The following is a 22,970-nucleotide window of genomic DNA, read 5'->3' as shown; positions in this document are numbered from 1 at the left end:
CGTCAGTCCTCCTGTGCCTGGATCGCGGTGATCGCGACGGTATTGACGATGTCCTCCACCAGGGCACCGCGAGACAGGTCGTTGACCGGCTTGTTCAGCCCCTGCAGGACCGGACCGATCGCGATGGCACCGGCGCTTCGCTGCACGGCCTTGTAGGTGTTGTTGCCGGTGTTGAGGTCGGGGAAGATGAGCACCGTGGCCCGGCCGGCGACGTGCGAGCCGGGCATCTTCGCGGCAGCCACCGTCTCGTCGACGGCGGCGTCGTACTGGATCGGACCCTCCACCAGCAGGCTCGGCGCGCGGGTACGGACGAGTTGGGTTGCGGCGCGGACCTTCTCCACACCTGCTCCGCTGCCGGAGTCACCGGTCGAGTAGGACAGCATGGCCACCCTGGGTTCGATACCGAATTGGGCGGCGGTGCGGGCCGAGCTGATCGCGATGTCCGCCAGTTGTTCGGCGGTCGGGTCGGGCACGATCGCGCAGTCCCCGTAGGCCAGCACCCGATCGCTCAGGCACATCAGGAAGATGCTCGACACCGTGGAGACATCGGGTTGGGTCTTGATGATCTCGAAGGCCGGGCGAACCGTATGCGCGGTGGTGTGTGCCGCGCCCGACACCATGCCGTCGACGATGTCGTTGTGTACCAGCATCGTTCCGAAGTACGAGACGTCGGCGATGATCTCGCGGGCCTGCTCCAGGCTGATGCCCTTCTTCTTGCGAAGCTCGGCGTACTGCGCGGCGAACTGATCGCACAGCTCGCTGGTGCGCGGGTTGAGCACCGTCGCAGCACTCAGGTCGACACCCAGTTCGGCTGCGCGGGAACGTACTTGGGTCTCCTCGCCCAGGATCGTCAGCTCGGCAACCCCGCGGCGCAGCAGCCGGCCCGCCGCGCGCAGGATGCGGTCGTCGTCACCCTCCGGCAGCACAATGCGCTTGAGGTTCGCCTGCGCACGCTCCATCAGCTGGTGGGTGAACATCTGCGGGGTTGTCACCGTCGGAATCGGAATGGACAGCCGCTCGAGCAGCTCGGCGATGTCGACGTGGCGCTCCATCAGTTCGATGGCGGTGTCGACCTTGCGTTGCGACGTCGCCGTCACTCTGCCCCGCGCCCCCGCCACCGCGCTCGCGGTCTCGAAAGTGCCCAGGTCGGTGGCTACGATCGGCAGCCGAAGGCCCAGCCCGGTCACTAGTTCGGCGATACTGCGGTGCAGGGCCAGACCGCCGTTGAGGATCACAGCTGAGAGCGACGGAAATCCTTCTGCGGCATGGGCGCTCGCGACCGCGAGCACCACGTCGGAACGGTCTCCGGGGGTGATGACGGCAACACCCTCGGTCAACCTCTCCACGACGTGCTCGGCCGTCATACCCGCGACGAGCACGCCCATGACCTCGCGGCCCAGCAGCGACTCGTCGCCGTGGATCAGCACACCGTCGACCGCGGTCCGCAGATCAGCGACGGTCGGGGCCACCAGCAGCGGCTCCTCGGGAAGCACGTAGACGTGTGGGCCCAGCCCCTTGCAGGCCTCGGCGACGGCGTCCATCTGAGCGGGGTCACACCGGTTGGCCACCACCGCGGCGGTGTGGGCGTACTGCAACGCCAGTTCGGCCAGGCACAGTTCGATGACCTGGGCGACTTCCTGCGGGGTACGGTCGCGGGCCCGCACCGAGAGCACGACGGGGGCGCCGAGGTTGACCGCGATGCGGGCGTTCACGCTCAGTTCGGTGGGGGTGGCGACGTCGGTGTAGTCCGAGCCGACGATGACCACGGCGTCGCAGCGGTCGGCCATCGCGTGATACCGGTCGACGATATCGGCGATGGCCCCCTCAGGATCTTCGTGCAGCCGCTGGTAGCTCACCCCGACGCAGTCGTCGTAGGTCAGGCCCGCATTGCTGTGGGCCAGCAGCAACTCCAGGATGTAGTCGCGGTCCTCACGGCGGGTGATGGGCCGGAACACCCCGACTTTGGGCACCGTGGCGGTCAGGCGGTGCAGGATGCCCAGCGCGACGGTCGACTTTCCGGTGTCGCCCTCCGGGGAGGCGATGTAGATCGAGGTGGTCGCGCGGGCGGAGGTCACGGCTTCAGCATTCCTTAGTCCGCGGCGACCGCCAGCGAGTTAACCGAGTTTTCGCAATCTCGGTGCCAGATCCTTCTCGAAGAGTTCGAGGAACCGGCGCTGGTCGTGGCCCGGGGCGTGGAAGACGAGGTGGTTGAGCCCGTACTTGACGTAGTCGGCGACCTTCTCGACGGCCTCGTCGGGGTCCGACGACACGATCCACCGTTTGGCGACCTGTTCGATCGGCAGCGCGTCGGCGGCTTTCTCCATCTCGATCGGGTCGTCGATCGAATGCTTCTGCTCGGCGGTCAACGACAACGGTGCCCAGAACCGCGTATTCTCCAGCGCCAGTTCGGGATCAGTGTCGTAGGAGATCTTGATCTCGATCATCCTGTCGATGTCGTCGACGTTGCGGTCAGCCGCGGCTGCGCCTTCCTTGACGGCCGGGATCAGCTTCTCGGTGTAGAGCTCCTCGCCCTTGCCGGACGTGCAGATGAAGCCGTCGCCGGCTCGCCCGGCGTACTTGGCCACCGCGGGCCCACCCGCGGCGATGTAGACCGGAACGCCGCCTTCGGGGACGTCGTAGATCGACGCACCCTTGAGGTGGTAGTAGTCGCCGTCGAAGTCGACGCGGTCGCCTTGCCACAGCTCGCGCATCAGCCGCACCGACTCGCGCAGCCGGGCGAAGCGCTCCTTGAACTCGGGCCACTCGCCGACGAAACCGGTGGCGATCTCGTTGAGCGCCTCACCGGTGCCCACCCCGAGGAACACCCGGTCGGGGTACAGGCAGGCCATGGTCGCGAATGCCTGCGCGATCACGGCGGGGTTGTAGCGGAAAGTCGGTGTCAACACCGATGTGCCCAGAATGATCCGCTCGGTACGTTCACCCACCGCGGTCATCCAGGCCAACGAGAAGGGCGCATGGCCACCTTCGTGCCGCCACGGCTGGAAGTGGTCGCTGACCGTCGCACTGTCCATCCCGTGCGCCTCGGCGAGCACCGCCAGCTCCACCAACTCACGCGGCGCGAACTGCTCCGCCGACGCCTTGTATCCCAGTTTCAGTTCAGCCACACTCTCGTTTCTACTCCAATGGCGGCGGGACCGGCGGACCAGGTTGCCTAGACTGAGACATGCCCGCGGCACTGGAAGCCATCACCGACACGGTGCACGTCGCCAGAACCGAGCTGGTGAACTGGACACTTGTCACCGACAGCGCGGGCGTCATGCTCATCGACGCCGGCTTTCCCGGCAGTCGTGACGATGTTCTGACATCGCTGCGCCAGTTGGGATTCGGGCCAGCTGACGTGACCGCGATCCTGCTCACCCACGCCCATGTCGACCACTTCGGCTCGGCGATCTGGTTCGCCAAGACCCACGGCACCCCGGTGTACTGCCACGCCGACGAGGTGGGGCACTCCAAACGCGACTACCTCGAGCAGGCCGGCCCGGTGGACCTGCTGGCGCACGCCTGGCAGCCGCGCTGGATCAAGTGGTCGCTGGAGATCGCCGGCAAGGGTGCGCTGGTGCGCGCCGGCATCCCCAGCACCGAGGCACTGACCGACGACGTCGCTGCGAGGTTGCCCGGCAGGCCGCTGGCCGTGCCGACACCGGGGCACACCGGCGGGCACTGTTCCTACCTTGTCGACGGGGTGCTGGTCAGTGGTGATGCGCTGGTGACGGGTCACCCGCTGGCCCGCCGCCGCGGACCGCAACTTCTGCCGGGGGTGTTCAACCACGACGAGCAGGGCTGCGTACGCAGCCTGGCGGCGCTGGCCATGCTGGAGACCGACACGCTGATCCCCGGTCACGGCGAGGTGTGGCGGGGGCCTATCCGGGAAGCCGTTCGGCAGGCGACACCTGCTTGAGTTCCAGGTTCTCCCGCAGTGTCGCGCCGCTGTACTCGGTGCGGAACACGCCGCGCTCCTGCAGCAGGGGCACCACGGTGTCGACGAACTCGTCGAGGCCGTGCGGCGTGAGATGGGGCACCAGGATGAATCCGTCGCAGGCATCTGACTGCACGTAGTGGTCGATCTCGGCGGCGACGTGTGCGGCGGTGCCGACGAACTGCTGGCGGCTGGTCACGGCGATGACGAGTTCCCTGATGGACAGGTTCTCGGCCTCGGCGCGTTCGCGCCAGGCGGCGGCCAACGCCTTCGGGTCGCCGTGGCGCACCCGGCCCTGGGTGACCGTGGGATCGTCGGCGGGCTCGACGTCGGGAAGCGGACCGTCGGGGTCGTATACCGACAGATCGCGTTGCCAGACCTGTTCGAGCATCGCGATCGCGGTCTGCGGGCTGACCTGTTGGCGGCGGATGTGGCGGGCCTTCTCCTCCGCGTCGGCCGCACTGTCGCCGAGCACGAACGTCACGCCGGGAAACACCTTGAGCTGGTCGGGATCTCGGCCGTTGGCGGCGGCCCGGGCTTTGACGTCGGCGTAGTAGCGTTGCCCGGCCTCCAGCGTCCCGTGCACGGTGAACAACGCGTCAGCATGTTTGGCGCCGAAGTCGCGGCCCTCGTCGGAGTCGCCGGCCTGCAGCAGGATCGGGTGGCCCTGCGGGGTGGCGGGAAGCGTGGCGATGCCGCGAACGTCGAACTGGGGGCCGTGGTGTGTGACGGTGTGAATCCTGTCGTGGTCGAGGTACACGCCGGCGGCGGAGTCGGCCACGACAGCCCCGGGTGCCCAGCTGTCCCAGAACTCCCGGGCGACGGTGACGAATTCCTCGGCGCGGCGGTACCGGTCGGCATGGTCGAGGAAGCCGCCGCGGCGGAAGTTCTCCCCGGTGAACGCATCCGAGGAGGTGACCATGTTCCAGGCCGCCCGCCCGTCGGACAGGTGGTCGAGGGTGGCGAATTGTCGTGCCACCTCGAAGGGTTCGTTGAAGGTGGTGTTGATGGTTCCGGCCAGGCCGAGATGGTCGGTCACAGCGGCCAGCGCGGCGAGCACGGTGAAGGTATCCGGCCGTCCGACGACGTCGAGGTCGTGGACGCGGCCGCGATGCTCGCGCAGCCGCAAGCCTTCGGCAAGGAAGAAGAAGTCGAACAATCCCCGTTCGGCGGTGCGCGCCAGGTGGACGAAGGAGTCGAAGTCGACCTGGCTGCCCGACGTCGGGTCCGACCACACCGTGGTGCTGTTGACCCCGGGGAAATGCGCGGCGAGATGAACCTGCTTGCGCTGCTTGCCTTGCCGTGTCATGCCGTCAGCCCCCAGCGCCGGGCCAGCAGTTCATGGGAGCGCAGACGGTCGCTGTGACGGTGGGTTGCCGTGGTGACCACCAGTTCGTCGGCGCCGGTGACCCGTTGCAGCGCCGACAGCTTGTCGGCGACCTCGTCGGCGTCGCCGACGAACTGGGTTGCCAGGCGGTCCTCGACGACGGTGCGCTGGTCGTCGGTGAGCGTCGGGTAGTCATCGGGATCGGGGTAGGGCACTGCACCGCCCTGTGCCCGAATCGAATACACCCAGGAGCCGAACGGCGCGGCGAGGTGGCGGGCGGTCGCGGAGTCGTCGGCGACGACCACGTCGGCCGAGACCACGACATAGGGCTCCGACAGGAACGGCGACGGGGTGAACGCCGCCCGGTAGGCATCGACGGCCTCCAGTGCCGTGCCGGGGGTGCTGTGGTAGCTCGCGACGAACGGCAGGCCGCGTGCTCCGGCGACCGCCGCGCTCTGCCCCTTGCTGCTGCCGAAGATCCACGGCGTCAATGCCGAACCCTCGCCGGGTACGGCGCGCACCGGGAAGCCGTCGGCGGTGTGCTTGCCTTCCAGCAGGGCCAGGATGTCACCGACCTGGTCGGCGAAGTCAGGTGGCTGGGCTTCGGGCTGGGCCAGCACGGTTGCGAGCGCGCGCATCTTCGGGCTTGCCAACAGCACCCGGACGTCGAACTGGGGTGGGATCACCACCCCGTCGATCTCGCGCCAATCCTGTTGTCCGGTTTCCTGCTTCGGTGCCGACTCGCCACGCTCGACTTCTCGGCGCCGCTGTCCCGATCGGCCCAGCCCCAGGTCGATGCGGCCAGGGTGGAACGCATCGAGGATGCCGAAGCTCTCCACTACCGACAGTGCGGTGGTGTAGCCGAGTTGGACGGCGGCAGCGCCGACCCTGATGCGTTCGGTGACCGCCGCGATCTGGGCGATCAGCACCGCCGGACGAGAACTCGCCACGGCGACGAAGTGGTGTTCGGCAACCCAGTAGCGCCGGTATCCCCAACGCTCGGCGTGGCGGGCCAGATCGACCGAGTTATGCAGTGCTGCAGCGGCATCGGAACCGGCGCTGATCGGCGACAGATCCAGGATGGACAGGGGGACAGTCATGGCAACCTCACCGGGACATAACGGTTCGCGGCAGCCGGCAGCCCGAACCGCTCTCGCAGTGTCTCGGCGTCCCGGTAGCTCGACCGGAACCGCCCTGCGCGCTGTAGTGCCGGCACCACCTCGTCGGTGATCACCGGCAGATCGATGGCAGTGACCGCGGGTCGCAGCCGAAACCCATCGACACCGGCGTCGTGCCATGCGAGCAGGAGATCCACCAATTCGGTTGGGGCACCGCCCCACACCAGCGCATCGGAGCGCACGTCGGTGTCCCCGCCGAAGCTGACGACCAGATCGGCGATCACCCGCAGGTGCCCGCCGCCGGCTGCGGCCACCTCACCCAGGATCGAGCCGAGCGACACCTCATCGGCGGGCGTCACGAACACGATATCGGCTGAGCCGGAAGCAAATTCGTAGGCCGGCAGAGCGTGTGCCAGGGCGGCGACCACCGGCTGCCCCTGCGGCGGCCGGGGCGTGATCGAGGGTCCTTTGACCGAGAAGTGACGGCCGGTGAAGTCGATGTAGTGCAGCCGGTCCCGGTCGATGTAGCGCCCGCTGGGCACGTCGCGGATCACCGCGTCGTCTTCCCAGCTGTCCCACAATCGCCGGACCACCTCGACGACATCGGCTGCTTCGTCGAATAATTCGCCGGGCTCGGGCTTGCCCCGCCGACCGAACAGGGCCGCCGCCTGGGTGGTGGGGCTGACCCGTGCCTGCCACCCGGCGCGACCATGCGAGACGTAGTCCAGGGTCGCGATCGCCTTGGAGACGTGGAACGGCTCGGTGTGCGTCACCGTGGCGACCGGGATCAGCCCGATGTGCCGCGTCACCGGGGCGATCCGCGCTGCGACCAGCACCGCGTCGGCGCGCACGGCGGGCGGGTGAGTGTCGAAGGTGTCCTCGACCGTCAGGAAGTCCAGCAGGCCCTGCTCGGCGATACCCGCCTGCCGCGCCCAATGCCGGCCGGTGGTCACGGGGGCCGCGGCCGGATCGGCGGACAGCGTGCGCCGCCAGGCCTCGGGGTGCCAGCCGTACCCGTCGAGCGCGACACCGAGGTACAGCGGCTTCACGGCTGCACGAGTTTCTCGAAGGCGACCGGATACACCTCGCCGAACGCGGGCAGCGGCTCACTCAGGCGGGTGTAACCGCGGGCGAGGTAGAGCGCCTCGGCCTCCGGTTGGCGGTCACCGGTGGTCAGGTAGATCCGTTGATAGCCACGCTCGACGATCTCGGCTTCGAGTGCGTCGAGCAGCCGGCTGGCGTGGCCCTGGCGCCGGAATCGGTTGTCGGTCCAGATGCGCTTGAGTTCGGCGGTCTCGCGGCCGTCGACCACGCCGAACCTGCGGAACGCGCCGCCGGTCACCGGTTCGCCGTCGAGCACGCCGATCAGCAGTCCGCCTTGCGGCGGCTCGAACTCGTGGCCGGGGTAGCCGCGCAGGCCGCCGAGCACGGCGTCGACCGACCCGCCGTAGCGGGTCGCATACTCCACGGCGAGCTCGCTCAGCAGGGGCTGAGCCAGTTCGTCGTCCTGTCGAACGCGGACGAACCGCAATTCGCTGCGGGCGGACACAGTCATCACCTACCTGTCTACCGCGCGACAGCCCACCGCATTCCGCTGGCGGGTGATCAGCTCGCCATGATTGAAAATCTGCCCAGGTCGACTGTCCGCGCGGTCATTTCGGTGGGGGCAGTTGGGCTTCGATCAACGGCAGGATCCGCTGCGCCAGGTACTCGTTGCCGGCCCGGGTCGGATGGACCCGGTCCCACCCGATGAGGTTCGGGTCGTCCCACCACCAGCGCTGCGCCAGCGGGTCGGCGAACGTGGCACCGATACCGGCGGCCTCGTCGCGCACGATGTCGCGAACCTGCCACACCTCGGGCGACGGATCGGGCCGCGGCCACGCCGGCCCGATCACCAGCAGCCGTGCCGCCGGGGCCGCCGTTCGCGCCCGCGCCAAGGTGTCGTGTACGGCGGACCGCAGGGTATCCGGCGGGGTTCCGACGTCGTTGGGGCTACCGAAGATGATGACGAGGTCGGTGGACGGCTGCACCGCGGGAAGCTTGTCGGCGAAGACGCCACCGCGGGTGCCGATGTTGACGTAGCCCGCGCCGCCTTCCCCGGCCACCGTCGGCTGGATCTCGTAGTGCAGGTCGCGTAACCGGCTCCACACCATCGCCGGCCACAGGTCGGGATCCTCGGGATCGTTGTCCACGCCGACCGTGTAGGAGTCGCCGATCACCACGACGTGCTCGCCGGGCAGCGCTGCCTGCTGCGCCGGGGTCAGACGGGGCGCGGGACCGCATGCGGCGAGAATCAGCGCCACGACCGTCGCTACCAGAACTGCCCTGCTCACGGGGCCACAGCCTACGCACCCAGGACCACTTCCCAGTCAAAATTGACACCTGTAAAGTTCATCGGCATGGACAACATCCGTGGCAAGACCATCGCCATCACCGGGGCGGCCCGCGGTATCGGCTTCGCCACCGCCCGCGCCCTGCTCCAGCGGGGTGCGCGGGTGGTGATCGGTGATCGTGACGTAGCGCTGGAGGAATCCGCCGTCGCCCAGCTCAGCAAGATCGGGCCGGTGTCGGGTTACCCGCTCGATGTCAGCGACGCCGAGTCGTTCGCGACCTTCCTGGACAAAGCCCGCGCCGACGGCGGCGGCCACATCGACGTGCTGATCAACAACGCCGGTGTGATGCCGGTCGGGCCGTTCCTCGACCACTCCGAGCAAGCCGTCCGCACCGCGGTCGAGGTCAACTTCTACGGGGTGCTCACCGGCTGCCGGCTGGTGCTGCCCGAGATGGTCAAACGCCGCAGCGGGCACATCATCAACATCGCCTCGATGGCGGGCATGCTGGCCGTTCCGGGCCAATCCCTTTATGCCGGAACTAAATTCGCCGTCGTGGGATTAACAACCGGGCTGTCCGACGAGTTCGCGCCGCAGGGGGTGCACGTCAGCTGCGTCATGCCGACATTCACCAACACCGAGCTCATCGCCGGCACCAACGCCACCGGCGCCAATAAGCCCGTGCAGCCCGAGGACATCGCCGCAGCGGTGGTCAAGACGCTCGACAAGCCGAAAACGGCTGTCTCCGTTCCCTATCCGTTGCGCTTCATCGCCGCCGGCACAGCGTTCCTGCCACCGCGGGCCCGGCGCTGGCTGAGCGCGAAGTCCGGTACCGACCGGGTCTTCCTCGACTTCGACGCAGGCGCGCGGGCCGCCTACGAGCAGCGTGCCCAGGCAGCCACTGGCGTCGTGGAACCGCCGACGACCGACTAGCCGAGATCGGGTACGGCGTCGCCGGGGCGGTAGGCCTCGATCGGCTCGATATTGTGCAGCAGCTTCTCCGGCTCGACGGTGTAGAGCTTGCCCTGCTCTCCCCCGGTGCCGACGAGCACCGCGGTGGCGCGTTCGGGGAAGTCGTCGCCGTTGCCGGAGAACGTGATCCAGATTCTGGTCACCGGTTCGAACTGCTCGTCGGAGAATTCGGCGGCCGACGGGGCGAAGTACCAGCTCAGCACCGTCTGGCTGGAGAATTCGGTGTCGAACGTCCACCCGCGCGAGAGCAGCCACTCATCGAAGGTCGCAGCGGCCTGCTCGAGTTCGTTTCCCTCGTCGTCGAAGCGGTCGCCGAGCAGCTCGTCCATCACCGGCTCGGGGATCCACCGCGAGTCGCGTGCGGCCTGCCGTTTCTTGCGGCGGGCTTTCTTGGCATCGGAGTGCCGGGACACCGCTAGCCCAGTGCCCGATCCAGGTCGGCGATGAGGTCCTCGGTGCCCTCCAGCCCCACCGAGACGCGCACCACGCCGTCGCCCAGGCCGATCGCGGCGCGCCCTTCGGGTCCCATCGCGCGATGGGTGGTGGTGGCGGGGTGCGTGATCAGCGACTTGGCGTCGCCGAGATTGTTGGATATGTCGATCACCTGCAGCTTGTCGAGAACCTCGAACGCCCGGTCCTTGCCACCGTCGAGTTCGAAGGTCACCACTGTGCCGCCGCCGCGCATCTGCCGCTTCGCCAGGTCGAACTGGGGATGCGATTCCAGGAACGGGTAGCGCACCCAGTTCACGCCGGGCTGGGTCTCCAGGAACTCGGCGATGCGCTGCGCGGAGCGGTTTGAGTAGTCCACCCGGACCGACATCGTCTCGAGGCCCTTGAGCAACACCCACGCGTTGAACGCCGACAGCGCGGGCCCGGTGTGGCGCATAAGTTTCTGCACCGGCCCGTCGATGTACTCCTTGTCGCCGAGGATCGCCCCGCCGAGCACCCGGCCCTGCCCGTCGATGTGCTTGGTGCCCGAGTACACCACGACGTCCACCCCGAGCGGGAAACCCTGCTGCAGCAGCGGGGTGGCAAAGACGTTGTCCAGCACTACTTTTGCACCGGCAGCGTGGGCGAGATCCGAGACCGCCGCGATGTCGACCAGCGACTGCATCGGGTTGGACGGCGTTTCGAAGAAGACTGCCTGGGTGGGCTTGCTCAGCGCTTCTTCCCACTGCGAGAGGTCCTCGCCGTCGACGAACTCGACCTCCACTCCCCAGCGCGGCAGGATCTCGCTACACACCACGAAACAGGAGCCGAACAGGCTGCGGGCGGCCACCAGCCGATCCCCCGCACCCAGCAATGCCCCCAGCGACGTGAACACCGCGGACATTCCGGAGGCGGTGGCGAACGCCGCGGGAGCACCCTCGATCAAGCGCAGCCGTTCCTCGAACATCGAGATCGTCGGGTTGCCGTAGCGGGAGTACACGTAGCGGTCGACCTCGCCGGTGAAGGCCTTCTCGGCCTCGCCCGCCGAGGAGTAGACGTATCCCGACGTCAGGTACATCGCTTCGGCGGTCTCCTCGAAGCCCGACCGCAGCAGGCCGCCGCGAACACCGATGGTGGCCTGGCTGACTCCGTCGGGCAGCGGCGCCGGAATCCGCACCGACGGCACCTCACTGGGTCCGGTCATGACTGCCGCCAGGGCAGGCCCAGTGCCCGCCAGCCGTTGACGCCCCGGTGGCCCTGCTCGTCGAGCTGTCCTTCGAAGCCGTCGAGCATGTTGTAGGACGGCGCGATACCGGCAGCCGTGGCGGCCTCGGCCGCGGGGATCGAGCGGTTGCCGGAGCGACAAAGGAAGACCACCGGGCGCTCGCCGGGCGTGACACCGGCGTCGATCAGCTCGGCGACGAAACCGTCGTTGCGCTGTCCGTTGCTGCGATTCCACTCCACGAACACCACGTTGCGGCCCAGGCTGGTCAGATCGGGCACACCGACCCAGCGCCATTCGGCGTCGGTGCGGCAGTCCACCAGCACCGCATCCGGGTTCTCGCTGAGCAGTTTCCAGCTGTCCTCGGGGGTGATGTCACCTGCATAGCTCACGGCCGTGAGTGTCGCACATACGCCTGAGATGAATCGAGTGCCGGCTAGGCCGGACCAGGCGAGCAGACCTTCCAGTCCCCGCTCTCCCGCACGAACGCCATCGAGGTGTCCAGGCGCTTGTCGGGCGTGCGCTCGAAGTGGTACACCACGGTCGCGGTAGCCCGATCGCCGTCGATCTTCACCGCCGTCACATCGTCGATGAAGCGTGCGCCGTGAGCGGTCGTCGACTGCTGTTGGCGGGCAAGGACTTCAGCTTCGGCGCCCTGTTGCTGGACGCAGGTGTACTTACGGAAGTCCGGATAGTTCTCGCGTTGCAGAGCGTCGTTCTGGCCCACCGCGGCGCGGCCCACCTGGGTGTCCTCGGTCATGCCGTCACCGCGGACCAGCCACGAGATGCCGACTCCGATCAGGACGAGCGCAACCACCCCCAGCGCGATGAGGATCGGCATCGGGCTCGACCCGCTGTTCTCTTGTTCGGTCATGACTCCCACAGCCTTCGCAGAGTGGTCGAGACCTGGCGCACCCGATCACGTGCGGTGGTGACGTCGCCCGCGGTGGCCAGCGCCAGCGCCAGCCGTAGCCGGGACGCGCCCTGGTGTCGCCAGAACAGCCGGACGTCGCTTTCGGGCACGGTCAGCGCCTCGGCGAGCACCGGAGCCGGCTCCGGATTGCGCTGGGGTCCGCTGTCAGCCTCGTCGGCGTAGGTGACCTCGGCCGCGCCGGGCGAGATCATGATGGTGTCGACCGGCAGGCCCAGCACGGCGCGGGCGTGCAACTCGAACTCCGAGAGCCGCTGGGTGCGCAGCGTCACCAGGGCACTGTCGCAGGGCCGAACCCGGACGTCGGAGAAGTACACCTCGTCGCCGCGAACCAGCAGTTCCACCGCGAACACCCCGCGACCGCCCAGGGCGCGCACGATCCGCGCGGCCACCGACTTCGCCGCGCCGAGCGCGGCCAGCGTCATGTGCTGCGGCTGCCATGACTCCAGGACACCGCCGTCGAGCTGGCGGTACCCGATCGGTTCGCAGAAATGCAGCTGCGGTCCGGCCGGGCCTTCGGTGCGCACCGTGAGCAGCGTGACTGCGTAGTCGATCTCCACGACGGTCTCGGCCAGCACCCGGTTGTGCGGTACCCGCCCGCCGGCATCGACGGCCCGCTGCCAGGCCGGCTCGACATCGTCGGGGCGCAGCAGCACCGACTGGCCCTGGCCGGGAGCGCCCACCACCGGCTTGACCACGAGCGGGAACCCGGCATGCTCGGCGACCGCCGCCAGTTCTGCCTCCGACCCGGCGAACCAGAAGGGTGCCGTCGGCAGACCCAGGTCGTCGGCGGCGAGCTTGCGGATGCCCTCGCGGTCCAGGCTCAGCCGGGTGGCGTGCACCGAAGGCACCACCTCGACGGCAGGGTTCTCCTCGACGGTCCGCAGCGCGTCGATCGCCACCGCGTTGGTGTTCACCACGAGAAAGTCGGGCCGGCTTTGCCGGACCGCGGCGGCGAGCTCCTCGGGATCGGTGATCGCCACCACGAGCGCTTCGTCAGCGGCATCGTGTGCCGGGGCACCGGCGTGGTGGTCTACGGCGATCACCTCGGCACCCAGGCGCTGGAACGCCAGCACCAGCTCGCGGCTCAGCTCACCGGATCCCACCAGCATCACACGCATGATGCCCAAGGATAGGTGCGCTCAGCTCCGGGCAGGCCAATGCCAGGACGGCTCGTCGAGCAGACCCTGGCCGACGATCGCGGTCTGGCCGTCGTCCTTGGTGAGTTCGACGGTATTGACCTCGCTTCGGTCTTCCAGCGCGGTCACCAGCCGTGCGGCGTGGGTGACGACGATGATCTGCGAACCCTCCGCCGCGCGGGTGATCAGCCGGGCCAGCGCGGGCAGCAGATCAGGGTGCAGGCTGGCCTCGGGTTCGTTGAGGACCGTCAGTTCGGCCGGACGCGGTGTCAGCAGCGCCGCCACCCACAACAGGTAGCGCAGGGTGCCGTCGGAGAGTTCGGCGGCGGTCAGGGCACGCAGCATTCCCGGCTGGCGCAGTGTCACCTCGAAGCGGGCGTCTGTGCAGTCGATCTCTACCCGGCTACCGGGAAAGGCGTCGTCGACCGCCTCGGCCATTGCCGCGGCGTCCCCGACCTCGGCGATGGTCTGCAGCGCCGCTGCGAGGTCGGAACCGTCATGGTTCATCACCGTGGTCCGGGTGCCGATCTGGGACTGCCGCGCCGGGGCGTCGCCGTCGGTGCGGACGTGGTCGTAGAACCGCCAGGACCGCACCCGTTCGCGCAGTGCGAGCAGTTCCGGTGCGGCCTGCGGATCGCCGACCTCGCTGAGCATGCTGTCGAACGGACGCAGTCCAGCCGGCGTGATTCGCCAGCCGCCGTCGATGTCGCGGATGCGCACCGCAGGGCCCAGGCGCTCGGCAAGCAGGGTCGCGGGCCGCAACACCGGGCCGGCCCAGACCGCCTCGGACTTGACCTCCGGGTCCAGGTTGAACGCGGTGCGACCGGGGACGGGTACGCCGAAGTCGACGGCGTAGCCCAGGTCCTCGCCGGCGAAGCCCAGTTTGAGGCTCGCCGGGCCTGTCTTGCCCTGCCCGGCCCACATGGTCGAACTCAGACCGCCCTCGCGGGCCAGCGCGCTGACCGACCCGTTGCGGGCGCAGTCGGCGAGCAATCGCAAGGCGCGGTACAGACTCGACTTGCCGCTGCCGTTGGGACCGGTGACGACGTTGCAACGCCCCAGGGGGACGACAAGCCGGCGCAGCGATCGGTAGTTCTCCACAGCGACGGTGTCGAGCACGGCGCCAGCTAACCAGGCGGCGCCGACAGGTCGGCGCGGAACCCGGCCATCGCGGTCAGCACCGCGGCGAACACCCGATGGGCGGCCGCCAGGTCGGACTCCGGCAGATCCGCCAGTGCACGGTGGGTGTGCGTGGCCAGTGGGGTGAAGAACGCCTTGCCCACCTCGATGCCGTGATCCGCGTACCGCAGGATCACCTTGCGCCGGTCGGCCGGGTGGGATTCCCGGCGCAGATGACCCGACTCGATCATCCGCTCGACCAGGTAGGTAATGGCCGCACCGGACATCCCCATCCGGTTCTTCAGTTCCCCCGCCGTCAGCGGGGTCCCCGCGTTCTCGGCGACCATGATGTGCACCAGCGCGCGGAAGTCGTTGGCGGACATGTCGTGCACACCGGCGAACGCCCGGCCGATCTGGTCGGACTCCGCGGAGAGCGCCTGTACATCGGCGACCACCGCGGATTCCAGAGCGGGCCGGCGCGATTCGTCCATGACGCCAGCATATCCCTTAAGTAGATGAACTGTTAAGAATATGAAGCTATGCTGGTCGCCATGCGTAAGACGCCTCAACCGACACCGCCGATGTGGGACCGCATCGGCGAGCTGCTCTCCGTCCGCTTCTCCTGGGTGATCGCGGTGCTCGTGGCCATGATCGGCGTCGGGCTCATGGGCGCCCTCGGCGAAAGCGCATCGGCCGACAAGTCGCCGGTCTCCCTGCCGCCGGGCGCGGAGTCAGCGAAAGCGGCGGCGTTGCTCAAGGAGTTCCCCGGCGGCGACCAGGCACCGGTGATCCTGGTCGCCACCCGCGGCGACGGCGGCACACTGTCGCCATCGGATCTCGCCGCGGCCGAGGACGCCCGCGGCCGGATGGTCGCCGTCGCCGGCCCTGCGGGTCCGCCGATCCCTGTCGTGCCGTCGACCGACGGCAAGGCCGCCCTGGCGCCGGTGCCGCTGGACTCCACACTGTCCGGGTTCGCGCTCAGCGACACAGTCAAGGAACTTCGCGAGGCCGCCAAAGACGGGCTGCCGGGCGATCTGGTGGTCAATGTCACCGGCGGCCCGGCGTTCGGCGCCGATATCGCCAACGCCTTTTCCGGGGCCAACGTCACCCTGCTGGCCGTCACCGGCGCCGTGGTGGCGCTGCTGCTGATCATCACTTACCGCTCCCCCGTGCTGTGGCTGGTGCCGCTTCTGGTCATCGCTTTCGCCGACCGGGTGGCTGCCGTGGTGGGATCGGCGATCGCCGATGCCAGCGGGATGACGGCCGACGGCTCGACCTCAGGTATCACCAGCGTGCTGGTGTTCGGCGCCGGCACCAACTATGCGCTGCTGCTGATTTCGCGCTACCGCGAAGAACTGCGCCACACGCCGGAGCCGCCCGGCCGGCGACATCCGGTCGAGCACCACCGCCAGGCGTTACAAACGGCGGTGCGCCATGCCGGTCCGGCCATCGTGGCCAGCAACGCGACCGTGGTCCTGGCGCTGCTGACACTGCTGTTCGCGTCCTCGCCGAGCACTCGCAGCCTCGGCGTGCAGGCCGCGTCAGGACTTCTGGTGGCTGCGGTGTTCGTGCTGCTGATGCTCCCGCCGCTGCTGGCCCTGTTCGGCCGGAAGTTGTTCTGGCCCTTCGTCCCCAAGGCCGGATCCGAGGAGATCACCACCACCGGCGCGTGGCATCGGATAGCAGACTGGGTGTCCCAGCACGCCACCCGGGTCGCCGTCGTATCGATCGCCGCATTGGCCGTGCTCGCCACCGGCCTGCTCGCGACCCCGGTCGGCCTCAACCAGATCGACCAGTTCCGGGTGAGCGCGGACTCCGTCACCGGCTTCAAAACCCTGTCAGCTCACTACCCCAGCGGCCTGACCGACCCCACCCGGGTGTTCGGCCATACCGACAAGGCCGACGCCGTCGCCGCCGCGATCCAGGGCACCCCCGGGGTAGTGTCGGTGAACCTTGCCGGCCAGTCCCCCACCGGACTGACCCAGTGGCAGGTCGTCACCGACGCCGCACCAGGCTCGCAGAAGGCATTCGATACCGTTGCAGCGCTTCGCAGTTCCCTGAGGGACGCCGACCCCGGTGCGCTCGTCGGCGGCTCCGATGCGCAGGCGTTCGACGCCAAGACAGCCGCGATCCACGACCGCTGGGTGGTGATCCCCGCCATCCTGATCATCGTGCTCGCCGTGCTATACGTGCTCCTGCGGGCGATGATCGCACCGCTGGTACTGGTCGCCGCGACCGTCTTGTCGACGATGGCCGCACTCGGCCTCGGCGGCTGGGTGAGCGTTCACGTGCTCGGCTTCCCAGCCCTCGACATCACCACACCGCTGTTCGCCTTCCTGTTCCTGGTGGCCCTCGGCGTGGATTACACGATCTTCCTCGTCACCAGGGCCCGGGAAGAGACGCCGATGTACGGCACCCGCGGTGGCATCGTGCGCGCGGTGTCGGCCACCGGCGCGGTGATCACCAGTGCGGGAATCGTTTTGGCCGCGGTGTTCTGCGTGCTTGGTGTGCTGCCTCTGATCGTGCTGACCCAGTTGGGCATCATCGTGGGCCTGGGCATCCTGCTGGACACCTTCGTGGTCCGCACCGTGGTGATCCCGGCGCTGTTCACCTTGATCGGCCCGCGGATCTGGTGGCCGGCGTTCAAGCGCGAGGAGATCGAGGCGCCTTAGTGGCCAGCGCCGCCGGGTCCACCGCCGTTGTTGTTCTTGGGGCCGCCGTTGTTGTTCTCGCCCGGACCGTTGTAGCCGCTGTTACCGGAGTTGAGCGGGGGCGTCGTCACGGGGGCGGTCATCGTCGGGGTGAATTTGTTTGCCCCGCCGTCGGTTCCAGCACTCTTCTCGGTCTGGGTAACACTTGGACTGGACGTGGTGGCCGGTGCTGGCGACTCGTTATGCCCGCACGCGCCGATAAGGCCGGCCAGCGTCATCATCACCGCGGCACCGACAACTCTCGCGGGTGCTCGGTGGCGCTCTCGGGATGAATCGTTCGCGAACATAATCGCCCTCTCTTTCACTGTGCCTGACATGGATGTCACGCGGGTGGTCATCGTCAGCTACATCTGGACGCTGGTGGGGATGGTAGAAGCAGCCTGGCCGGAGTGGCCGAGGATCGCCGCGAAGGCGTAGTCGCTCTGGCTGAGGCTGCTGCTGGTCGGTGAGGCCCACCGCGTTCCGGCGCCGGAACCGTTATCGCGGGCCAGCGACCACATCGAGAGCTCCGCGATACGCGGGTCCGTCGCCGCATACGCCACCAGTTCGCGTGCGTCGGCAAGGGTGAAAACCTCGCTCGAGACGTCGTTCTGGCCGATCATCGGAGTCACCCCGATCTTGGTGTCGGCCAGTCCGATCTTGTCGAGCTGGGCCTCGGTGCTCTGGACCGCCAGGATTGCGCTGAGCCCCATGTCACCGCCATTGTCGACGGCCGAGCCGTAGTCCATGGCCATGATGTTGACGATGTCGACGTGGGCCCCGGCGGTCGTCGCCGCCGCGAGGACGCTGAGACCATCCTGGGTGAGCCCGGTAGGGAGAACGGGCAGCGTGAAGCTGATCCTCAGTCCGGGGTTTGCAGCCTGCAGGGCGGCGATGGCTTGGCCGCGAATCTGATTGGCTGCCGCGTTGGCCGTCGCCGATCCCTCGACATCGAAATCCAGGGAGTTGACGCCGTAGCGGTCGATGACCGACTGCAATTGGCTCTGCAGTTGACGTGCCGACGTCGCTGCCACAGCCGGGTCCACCCCGACCGCACCGCCCAAAGAGATCGTCACGTCGACGTTGTTGCTCTGCAATTGCTGCACAACGGTTTTGATCGAGGTTCCGTTGGACAGCTGGTCGTTGGCGATTGATCCGCTACCACCCCACCCGATGTTTCCCGAACCGCTGCTCTGCAGGAAGGCCAGTGTGACGTGGTCCAGGCCGGCCTGCTGTGCCATCGACACGACGTTCTGGCCGACGGTGAGCGACATGTCGACGTACGGCGAGAAGTAATACCCGGCGGTCGAGCCCTGGGCCGAGGTCGTCACCGACAGTGGGGAACTCTGCGCAGACGCCCCGTAGGAGTTGACCGCTGCGACAGTGAACATATATGCGGTCGAGGGCGTCAGTCCGCTGACGAACGCTGAGGTGCCCGCGACCGTCGCTGTCTTGAGTCCGTCTTGGAAGACGTCGTAGCTCGCCGCGTATCCACCGCCGTTGCTCCACGACAGGGACACCGCGTTCGCGCTGACGCTCGACACGGCAAGGTTGACGGGAGCTGACGGCGCTGCCGTGGCAGTCGGTCCGACGAGAGTCCATGCCTGACCGGATCCGACGGCACCGCTGTTGGTCGCCGGATCGGCGCCGCTGGTCCACCAGTTGGCCTGGTAGGTAATCCCGTTCGCGGTCACAAGCGCTCCCGCGGTGTACACCGAGCCGGCCGAGTAGGTCACGACTCCGCTGGAATTCGTCGTGCCCGTGCCACTCGTGCCGGAGCTACTCGTTCCGGAACCAGTCGTGCCGGAACCGGTCGTGCCCGAGGAGACGACGGTCCAGGGCTGACCGGATCCGACAGCACCACTATGGGTCGCCGGATCGGCGCCACTGGTCCACCAATTAGCTTCGTAGGTAACACCATCCACGGTCACCACGGCTCCAGAGGTGTACACCGAACCAGCTTCGTACGTACCGGTAGTGCCCGAACCCGTCGTGCCGGAACCCGTCGCGCCCGAACCCGTCGTGCCGGAACCCGAGGACACGACGGTCCAGGGCTGACCGGAACCGGCGGCGCCGTTGTTGGTCGTCGGATCCGCGCCGCTGGTCCACCAGTTCGCTCGGTAGGTCACCCCGTTCACAGTCACCACCTGACCGCCGGTGTACACGCCGGAAGCCTCGTAGGCGGTTGTGGTCGTCGCTACGCCGTTCGACGCGACTGCGGCTCCGGCGGAGTTCACCGCGGAGGCGGACCGCACCGTCGTCGCGGCGACTGCCGGTGTGGTCGCAGTCTTCGTCGTCCCCACCGACGGTGTGCGCTTAGCCGAACCCGAAGATTTGGCGGCACGGCCCGCAGGCTGGGCGGTCGCCCCGCCTTTGGTCGGCGACTGCGCGTTCGGCGAAGCTGCACTGCCAGCAGAAGATCCGTCGTCGGCGTGGGCCACGCCGGATCCGTAGGCCAGCGCGGCACCCATGCCTAGGGCGACTGCCCCGGCGCCCAGCCACGAGTAGGGCTCGATTCGGCGCTGCGACCGCTTGCGGTGGCGCCCGCTATTCGCCTGTGCGTGCCGGTGGACGGCCGTTCTGGGCGACGACGAGTGAGTTCCCACGGCAGTTCCTCCTCGATGTCGAGTTGGCATGGACTTCCCGACAGACCGCGTGTCGGCATTGCCATTCACGCCGCCGGTGAGGCGTCTGGCTGCCCTCGTTGGCTTTAATTCCTAACGGCAGCAAGCTATCTGAAAACACTCAACCCGATGCCGTCGAATCGGTTGTGGACGCCCGGATTCGGGGGCCACTCGGTGTTCCGCCCCGGCCGGCCGACGTCGTCGCGCATCGTGGAGACAGGGCGCCTGGCACCGACGGGCGTCGCTCTCGGCGCCGCCATGCCGTGATGGAAGGCGACGGCGGCCTAGCGCACCGGATTTGCGCGGTGAGCTGGACTTACACCGCGGCTGGGCGCACCACGGTATCGCCTCGCATCGTTGGTACTGGCGGCATCGGGGCCGGCCTTGTGGCGTCGGCCGGGCATCGTCGGAACACGTCCCCGACGGCGCTCGGGAGTGCGCTGTTTTACTGTCCCGAGAATCGGGACGGGGCAACGGTTCCCGATCGGCCGGCAGCTACTGCCCGATCACCGATCACGCTCGTACGGCGATGACGCGGGCAGCGGCCTCCACCGCGGCCGCACGGCGGCGCGCCACTACGGCCGGATCGTCGGACACGGCGTTGGGATCGGGTGAATGCGCCCAGGCCAGTCCGATCCCGAACAACAACATCAGAAGATCGAACGGCTGCCACACCGGATCGACGTAACCCCTGTCCTGGGCGACGCGGAGTGCCTCGACAGTGTCGTCGACGACGGAGTGACCATCGGCCTGCGGTTCGTCGAGGACGACCCCTTCCAGGCGTGCCCAGTTGTTCATCCGCACATGCTCGGGTTGTTCGCGGGCCAGGTCGTAGATCTCGCCGACGAACTCGGCGACAGCATCAGGGCGCAGCGTCACCGCTTGGAAGAACTCGGCCGTGTCGCGGGCGACCACTGCACGAAACAGGGTCTCTTTGTCGCCGAAATGCGCGTAGAGGCGTTCCTTGCTGGCGGGCGCGGCCTTGGCGATCCGGTCGATACGGGCGCCGGCCAGCCCGTGCTGGGCGAACTCAGCGCGAGCCGCGGCCAAGATCTCATTCCGCAGCTCTGTCGCGTTCCGCACTCCCCGATCATAGCCAGACGAAATAGTCCGTCCGGTACGCTATAGTCAGACGAACGAACCAGTTCGTCTGGTCCGCGAAGCGCAATACGACCCCTGCGGTGCCGACCGCGGGCAGTGAAGGGAGCCGACCATGCCGGACCTGCGGCGTGTCACTGTGGTTCTGGACGTCATCTCCAAGGGCCGGGGTCCGCTGACCGTGACCGACCTGGCCACCCGCACCGGGCTCTCACGCTCCAGCGTTCACCGCATCCTGCAGGCCCTCGAACGCGAGCAGTACGTGACGCGTGTGGCGGCACGCACCTGCTACACGCTCGGCCCCGGACTGCTCAACTTCGGGATCGATGCACACCTGCGCCTGGTGTCCGCGAATCGGAGCCACCTGATCGCCCTCTCACGCGCGTTGGGTGAGAACACCGAGCTGGCCGTCGTCGGTGGCCACAACGCCGTCATCGTCGACGGGGTGAGCGGGCCGGAGCCGCTCGGCGGAACCGCAAGCATCGGCAAGCGTTTTCCGTTGCACGCCAACGGTTTAGGAAAAGCGCTGTTGTCGCGGATCACAGACAGTTCTCTGCACAGTCTCCTGCAGGGGCCGATGCCCCGGTTTACCCCGGCCACCGTCACCGATCGCGACGAACTAGTGAACCAACTGGAGACCATCAGGCGGCTGAACGTGGCCATCGATGCCGAAGAACACCGCACCGGAGTCTGCGCACTGGCCACGGCGATCAACGCGCCCATTGGGGGGCTGCAGGCGATCGGGGTCGTCATCCCCACCCGCCGAATGCGGCAGAAGCTCGGCGTGGCCATCGAGGCGCTTGCCCGGTTCAATCCCCAGATCGACGTGATGGCCGCGAAAACAGCGTTGGCTGCTGAGCTGACGTCGATCGAGACGCGGCCCGGCGCCACCTTCACCCCTTAGTATCGTTCGGCCCCGCCCCGGAGCCGGCGCACGAGCAGAAATGGATCACATGAGACATCGCACTTGGACCCGCATTCTGGCCCCGCTCGTCGCGGCCGTGTGCCTGCTGGCCACCGCGCCGGGGGCGGGCGCATGCACACGCGTCACTTGGCTGGGCCCCAACGGTGCGGTCATCACCGGAAGGTCGATGGACTGGCCGTACTCGTTCGACGCTCACCTCTACGTCATTCCGGAAGGCCTCACCCAGGACGGTTCCGGCGGTGTCAACTCCCTGTCGTGGACGAGCAAGTACGGCGCGGTCGTCGTCGCCGGTGCGGCGAATCCGGGCGGACCGGTCAACGGGGTCTTCGACGGCATGAACGAAACCGGGCTGGTGGCCAACCTGCTGTACCTGTCCGAAGCCGACTTCGGCCCCGCACCGACCGACAACCGGCCGCGGCTCTCGTTCGGCGGATGGGTGCAGTACGTCCTGACCAGTTTCTCTACCGTCAACGAAGTGGTCGACGCCTTCAGTAACCCGTCGATCTACATCGTCCCGGTCGACTTCGGCCCCAACAAGATCGGCAAACCGACCGTGCACCTGGCCGTCTCCGATGCCAGCGGCGATTCGGCGATCTTCGAATACCTCAACGGCAAGGTCGTGGTTCACCACGGCCGCCAGTACCAGGTCATGACCAACAGTCCGACCTATGACAAGCAGCTCGCGCTCGCCGCGCAGTGGAAGAACAGGGATCCCAACAGCGAGCTGCCGGGGTCCATCCGCTCGGAGGATCGATTTGTGCGCGCGTCCTACTACCTGAGCCAGCTGCCGCAGACCACCGATGATCGCAAGGCCGTGGCTGGCGTCTTCAGCGTGATGCGCAACGTATCGGTGCCCTGGGGTGTGTCCGACGCCGCGCACCCCAACCTGTCCCCGACGTATTGGCGGTCGGTCTCCGATGCGACCACCAAGGTGTACTACTTCGAATCCACGTTGAGCCCCAACATCGTCTGGGCGAACTTGAATCAGCTGAACTTTGCGCCCGGGTCAGGAGTGCGTGCCGTCTCTGTCGAGAACAACGATGCGATCATCGGCAATGTCGACGCCGACTTCGCCCCAGCCGAACCGATCACCTTCCTCGCGCCATGAC

General features: G+C 67.9%; 23 protein-coding genes. 6 read left to right on the top strand and 17 right to left on the bottom strand.

Features of this window, described 5'->3' with window-relative positions:
• Nucleotides 1-2 precede the first annotated feature (2 nt).
• Nucleotides 3-2,075 carry a phosphate acetyltransferase gene (gene pta, locus OG976_RS16225; RefSeq protein ID WP_328350596.1) on the bottom strand — a complete coding sequence of 691 codons (2,073 nt, stop codon included), beginning with the start codon at nucleotides 2,073-2,075 and terminating at the stop codon, nucleotides 3-5.
• Nucleotides 2,076-2,114: 39 nt separating this feature from the next.
• Nucleotides 2,115-3,125, bottom strand: a complete 1,011-nt coding sequence (gene fgd, locus OG976_RS16220; protein WP_328350593.1) for a glucose-6-phosphate dehydrogenase (coenzyme-F420) — start codon at nucleotides 3,123-3,125, stop codon at nucleotides 2,115-2,117.
• A 59-nt stretch (nucleotides 3,126-3,184) separates the two neighbouring features.
• Between fgd and OG976_RS16215 the strand changes: the two genes are divergently transcribed.
• Entirely contained in the window at nucleotides 3,185-3,919 is a 735-nt protein-coding gene (locus OG976_RS16215; RefSeq protein WP_328350590.1) for an MBL fold metallo-hydrolase, read from the top strand.
• On the opposite strand, the gene OG976_RS16210 is transcribed toward OG976_RS16215, so the two are convergent.
• From OG976_RS16210 to OG976_RS16190, 5 genes are all read right to left on the bottom strand, one after another.
• A complete protein-coding gene (locus OG976_RS16210) occupies nucleotides 3,882-5,246 on the bottom strand; it encodes an NtaA/DmoA family FMN-dependent monooxygenase (RefSeq protein WP_328350587.1) in 1,365 nt (454 codons plus the stop codon). The genes OG976_RS16215 and OG976_RS16210 overlap by 38 nt on opposite strands.
• Nucleotides 5,243-6,364, bottom strand: coding sequence for an LLM class flavin-dependent oxidoreductase (locus OG976_RS16205; protein WP_328350584.1), 1,122 nt, complete (start codon nucleotides 6,362-6,364; stop codon nucleotides 5,243-5,245). The genes OG976_RS16210 and OG976_RS16205 overlap by 4 nt, the downstream gene beginning before the upstream one ends.
• Nucleotides 6,361-7,431, bottom strand: coding sequence for an LLM class flavin-dependent oxidoreductase (locus OG976_RS16200; RefSeq protein ID WP_328350581.1), 1,071 nt, complete (start codon nucleotides 7,429-7,431; stop codon nucleotides 6,361-6,363). Before OG976_RS16200 ends, OG976_RS16205 begins: the two co-directional genes overlap by 4 nt.
• Nucleotides 7,428-7,937 (bottom strand): GNAT family N-acetyltransferase, encoded by a 510-nt coding sequence (locus OG976_RS16195; RefSeq protein WP_328350578.1) that lies wholly within the window; start codon nucleotides 7,935-7,937, stop codon nucleotides 7,428-7,430. Before OG976_RS16195 ends, OG976_RS16200 begins: the two co-directional genes overlap by 4 nt.
• Nucleotides 7,938-8,034: 97 nt before the next feature.
• The gene (locus tag OG976_RS16190; protein ID WP_328350575.1) at nucleotides 8,035-8,715 is read right to left on the bottom strand and encodes an SGNH/GDSL hydrolase family protein; all 681 of its coding nucleotides are present in this window, start codon (nucleotides 8,713-8,715) and stop codon (nucleotides 8,035-8,037) included.
• Between the two features lie 66 nt (nucleotides 8,716-8,781).
• On the opposite strand from OG976_RS16190, the gene OG976_RS16185 reads away from it, so the two are divergent.
• Nucleotides 8,782-9,645: an SDR family oxidoreductase gene (locus tag OG976_RS16185; RefSeq protein WP_328350572.1), complete on the top strand. Its 864-nt coding sequence runs from the start codon at nucleotides 8,782-8,784 to the stop codon at nucleotides 9,643-9,645.
• Here OG976_RS16185 and OG976_RS16180 read toward each other — a convergent pair.
• The 7 genes from OG976_RS16180 to OG976_RS16150 are packed head-to-tail and all read right to left on the bottom strand — an operon-like array spanning nucleotide 9,642 to nucleotide 15,015.
• Entirely contained in the window at nucleotides 9,642-10,097 is a 456-nt protein-coding gene (locus OG976_RS16180) for a hypothetical protein (RefSeq protein ID WP_328350569.1), read from the bottom strand. The two genes, OG976_RS16185 and OG976_RS16180, sit on opposite strands and share 4 nt — an antisense overlap.
• Before the next feature lie 2 nt (nucleotides 10,098-10,099).
• Complete coding sequence (locus OG976_RS16175) at nucleotides 10,100-11,317, bottom strand: O-succinylhomoserine sulfhydrylase (RefSeq protein ID WP_328350566.1); 1,218 nt, start codon at nucleotides 11,315-11,317, stop codon at nucleotides 10,100-10,102.
• The gene (locus OG976_RS16170; RefSeq protein ID WP_328350563.1) at nucleotides 11,314-11,727 is read right to left on the bottom strand and encodes a rhodanese-like domain-containing protein; all 414 of its coding nucleotides are present in this window, start codon (nucleotides 11,725-11,727) and stop codon (nucleotides 11,314-11,316) included. The genes OG976_RS16175 and OG976_RS16170 overlap by 4 nt, the downstream gene beginning before the upstream one ends.
• 44 nt (nucleotides 11,728-11,771) lie before the next feature.
• Nucleotides 11,772-12,209, bottom strand: coding sequence for an Rv0361 family membrane protein (locus OG976_RS16165; protein WP_328350560.1), 438 nt, complete (start codon nucleotides 12,207-12,209; stop codon nucleotides 11,772-11,774).
• The gene (gene purT, locus OG976_RS16160; protein ID WP_328350557.1) at nucleotides 12,206-13,387 is read right to left on the bottom strand and encodes a formate-dependent phosphoribosylglycinamide formyltransferase; all 1,182 of its coding nucleotides are present in this window, start codon (nucleotides 13,385-13,387) and stop codon (nucleotides 12,206-12,208) included. Before purT ends, OG976_RS16165 begins: the two co-directional genes overlap by 4 nt.
• Nucleotides 13,388-13,408: 21 nt before the next feature.
• On the bottom strand, nucleotides 13,409-14,524 hold the full coding sequence (locus tag OG976_RS16155; RefSeq protein ID WP_328350554.1) for an AAA family ATPase: 1,116 nt from the start codon (nucleotides 14,522-14,524) through the stop codon (nucleotides 13,409-13,411).
• 8 nt (nucleotides 14,525-14,532) lie between these two features.
• Nucleotides 14,533-15,015: a MarR family winged helix-turn-helix transcriptional regulator gene (locus tag OG976_RS16150; protein ID WP_328350551.1), complete on the bottom strand. Its 483-nt coding sequence runs from the start codon at nucleotides 15,013-15,015 to the stop codon at nucleotides 14,533-14,535.
• A 90-nt stretch (nucleotides 15,016-15,105) separates the two neighbouring features.
• On the opposite strand from OG976_RS16150, the gene OG976_RS16145 reads away from it, so the two are divergent.
• Nucleotides 15,106-17,196 (top strand): MMPL family transporter, encoded by a 2,091-nt coding sequence (locus OG976_RS16145; RefSeq protein WP_328363637.1) that lies wholly within the window; start codon nucleotides 15,106-15,108, stop codon nucleotides 17,194-17,196.
• Here the strand turns inward: OG976_RS16145 and OG976_RS16140 are convergent.
• Both OG976_RS16140 and OG976_RS16135 read right to left on the bottom strand, forming a co-directional pair.
• Nucleotides 17,193-17,318 (bottom strand): hypothetical protein, encoded by a 126-nt coding sequence (locus tag OG976_RS16140; RefSeq protein ID WP_328350548.1) that lies wholly within the window; start codon nucleotides 17,316-17,318, stop codon nucleotides 17,193-17,195. The genes OG976_RS16145 and OG976_RS16140 overlap by 4 nt on opposite strands.
• Nucleotides 17,319-17,579: 261 nt before the next feature.
• Entirely contained in the window at nucleotides 17,580-19,820 is a 2,241-nt protein-coding gene (locus OG976_RS16135) for a carbohydrate-binding protein (RefSeq protein WP_328350545.1), read from the bottom strand.
• Nucleotides 19,821-19,967: 147 nt separating this feature from the next.
• Here OG976_RS16135 and OG976_RS16130 point away from each other — a divergent pair, with 147 nt between their 5' ends.
• The gene (locus OG976_RS16130) at nucleotides 19,968-20,105 is read left to right on the top strand and encodes a hypothetical protein (protein WP_328350542.1); all 138 of its coding nucleotides are present in this window, start codon (nucleotides 19,968-19,970) and stop codon (nucleotides 20,103-20,105) included.
• A 246-nt stretch (nucleotides 20,106-20,351) separates the two neighbouring features.
• Here OG976_RS16130 and OG976_RS16125 read toward each other — a convergent pair whose 3' ends face one another.
• Entirely contained in the window at nucleotides 20,352-20,921 is a 570-nt protein-coding gene (locus tag OG976_RS16125; RefSeq protein WP_328350540.1) for a TetR family transcriptional regulator, read from the bottom strand.
• Between the two features lie 130 nt (nucleotides 20,922-21,051).
• On the opposite strand from OG976_RS16125, the gene OG976_RS16120 reads away from it, so the two are divergent.
• Together OG976_RS16120 and OG976_RS16115 are read left to right on the top strand one after the other, a co-directional pair.
• On the top strand, nucleotides 21,052-21,840 hold the full coding sequence (locus OG976_RS16120; RefSeq protein ID WP_328350538.1) for an IclR family transcriptional regulator: 789 nt from the start codon (nucleotides 21,052-21,054) through the stop codon (nucleotides 21,838-21,840).
• A gap of 49 nt (nucleotides 21,841-21,889) precedes the next feature.
• On the top strand, nucleotides 21,890-22,969 hold the full coding sequence (locus OG976_RS16115; RefSeq protein WP_328350536.1) for a linear amide C-N hydrolase: 1,080 nt from the start codon (nucleotides 21,890-21,892) through the stop codon (nucleotides 22,967-22,969).
• Nucleotide 22,970: the final 1 nt, after the last annotated feature.

Origin of the sequence: Mycobacterium sp. NBC_00419, assembly GCF_036023875.1 — a bacterium.
Classification (GTDB): Bacteria; Actinomycetota; Actinomycetes; order Mycobacteriales; family Mycobacteriaceae; genus Mycobacterium.
The sequence above is the reverse complement of the archived record's forward strand: the minus strand, read 5'-3'. Positions and strand labels throughout refer to the sequence as shown.